This window comes from Mucilaginibacter sp. RCC_168, from assembly GCF_041355315.1.
GTDB lineage: Bacteria > Bacteroidota > Bacteroidia > Sphingobacteriales > Sphingobacteriaceae > Mucilaginibacter.
The window spans coordinates 1-2,733 of sequence record NZ_JBFUPN010000059.1 but is presented as its reverse complement, the minus strand read 5'-3'; the positions used below and the strand labels follow the sequence as shown (position 1 = coordinate 2,733).

The following is a 2,733-nucleotide window of genomic DNA, read 5'->3' as shown; positions in this document are numbered from 1 at the left end:
GTGGGTATACCGCTGAAATTGACCATGTATTCCGGGGCAATGTTGCAATGTGTTCCGCCGATATTTGACCAGGGCGTTCCGGGAGGCCTGACCAGCTGTTCCGGGGCAAACTGACCATGTAGCACTCGTAAAGCGACCCGTTTCCGGGTTAAGCTGACGAGTCATTCCGGGCCAAATTGACCAGGCGATCCGGGTAATTTGACCAGGCATTCCGGGCCAATCTGACCACCCGGACGAGACAGCTTATACTGTAGAAGCACCCATCTTTGCGGGGTTTAACATAACCCTACGAAGCATGGCCAACACTACATTAAGTATGAGTAAGATTAGGAAGATATTAAGGATGTACCATCATGGGCGCAGTATCATGTCGATAGCGGCTCAGACGGACGCATCCCGAAACACCGTTAAGAAGTACCTGACCGCCTTTAAGGATAGTGGCTTTGCCTTTGATGAGGTTAATGCCCTGAACGATAAAGAGCTGGAAGACCTCTTCGGTAAGAGTAAAGAAAAGGCCCCTTCAGGCATGATGTTATCCATGCTGCGTTGTTTCCCCCATGTTGACAAGGAGCTTAAACGTGTCGGTGTTAACCGGCAGATCCTTTGGAAAGAATACTATAAAGAGTTCCCGGACGGATACAAATACAGTCAGTTCTGCTTTTACTTTAACCAATGGAAAGCCAGGGTAAACCCGGTGATGCATATTGATCATAAGGCTGGGGACAAGCTCTATGTGGACTTTGCAGGCCAGAAGATGAGCATCACCGACAAAGAGACCGGCGAGATCATTGAGGTAGAGATCTTTGTAGCCATCCTTGGTGCCAGCCAGCTTACTTACGTAGAGGCCGTTATGAGCCAACAGAAAGAAGACTTTGTTACAGCTTGTGAACATACCCTGCAATATATTGGAGGGGTTCCCGATGCTATCGTGCCGGATAACCTGAAAGCAGCAGTAACCAAAAGCAGTCGCTTTGAACCCACCCTGAATGAAACTTTCGAAGACTTTGCCGATCATTATGGCACCACTATTCTACCAGCCCGGGCGTACCGCCCTCGTGATAAAGCTTTGGTAGAGGGTGCTGTCAGGATCATGTATACCCGGATCTATGCACCTTTAAGGAAGGCTGTTTTTCATTCGCTTAGGGAACTGAATGAAGCCATCAGGGTTGAACTGGAGTTGCATAACAACTTGCTGCTTCAGGGTCGCAATTACAGCCGGAGACAACAGTTCGAAGAGATCGAACGTCATGTGCTCTCGCCACTGCCGGTGTTGTCTTACGAGCTGAAAAAGCAGTTTCATGCTACGGTGATGAAGAATGGCCATGTCTGCCTGGGCCCTGACAAGCATTACTACAGCGTCCCTTATCGGTTCATCGGTAAGAAGATCAAGCTGTTATATTCCAGTGCTTCAGTAGAAGCCTTTTATCATTATGAACGGATCGCCATGCACAAACGAACCCGGGGAGCCCATCTTTATACCACAGAAGATGATCATATGGCCTCTACCCACCAGTTTGTTACGGACTGGTCAAAGGATAAGTTCCTGGGGTGGGCCGCTTCGATACATGAGGATGTCAGGCTCTATATCCATAACATCTTTGACCGCAAACGCCACGCCGAGCAAGCTTATAAATCCTGCCTGGGTATCCTGGGCTTTGCCAAGAGGGTGGGCAATGAACGCCTGATCCTGGCTTGCAGAAGAGGCTTGAGTTACGGTCTCTATAACTACAAAACCATTAATCTGATCATAGAAAAGAACATGGATCAGTATGAAGACAGCCTGTTTGCAGGTGAACTGCCTATGCCAGACCATGATAATATCAGAGGAGAAGACTATTACAAATAACCGTTAAACAATAATACCATGAACACAAGTACATTAGACAAAATGCGGAAGCTAAAGTTCTTCGGCATGTATCATGCTTTTCAAAGCACCCTGGAGACAGGTAAAACCAATGATTACACAGCAGATGAACTGTTGGCCCACCTGGTAGAAGCTGAGTGGGATGACCGGCATAACAGGCGCATCGAACGGCAGATCTATTACGCCAAGTTCCGTTACAAGGCTTCCGTGGAGGATGTGCACTACCATGCTGATCGGAGTATCGATCGCAACCAGATCATGCGCCTGGCGGACTGTACTTTCATTGACCGTAATGAGAACCTGCTCATTACCGGCAGTACCGGTATTGGCAAAAGCTATATCGCTTCCGCTATCGGCTACCAGGCCTGTACGCAGGCTTACAGGGTATATTATGCAAGTACGCCTAAGCTATTCGCGAAACTTAAGATGGCCAAGGCAGACGGATCCTATGTGAAGGAGATCGGTAAGATCGAACGGCAGCAGTTACTCATTCTTGATGACTTCGGCATACAGCCTTTTGATGCACAAAGCAGGGCGGCACTGATGGAGATTATTGAGGACAGGCATGGCAAGACCTCACTGATCATAACCTCGCAACTTCCGGTAAGTAAGTGGCATGAGGTCATCGGTGAGAAAACCATAGCGGATGCTATTCTGGACCGGATCGTACACAGTGCGCACCGGATAGAGCTGAAAGGAGAATCGATGAGAAAAAAACGCAAGCCTGATGACAAAGACGCCAGCTACCAATAATCACTTTTAATAACTAACTTTGAAACGCTGAAACAGCATTTGCTGTACTCGTCCGCCAGCCAAATACATGCTCCGTTTGCCACGGAATAGCATGGTCACCCTCCGCAGAATACCCA

At 48.3% G+C, this 2,733-nt stretch carries 2 protein-coding genes; both read left to right on the top strand.

The window, feature by feature from the left end:
• The first annotated feature begins 316 nt into the window (after positions 1–316).
• Positions 317–1,846, top strand: coding sequence for an IS21 family transposase (istA, locus tag AB6735_RS27930; RefSeq protein WP_370999467.1), 1,530 nt, complete (start codon positions 317–319; stop codon positions 1,844–1,846).
• 18 nt (positions 1,847–1,864) lie between these two features.
• Positions 1,865–2,617 (top strand): IS21-like element helper ATPase IstB, encoded by a 753-nt coding sequence (gene istB, locus AB6735_RS27925; protein ID WP_370999466.1) that lies wholly within the window; start codon positions 1,865–1,867, stop codon positions 2,615–2,617.
• The last annotated feature ends 116 nt before the right edge of the window (positions 2,618–2,733 follow it).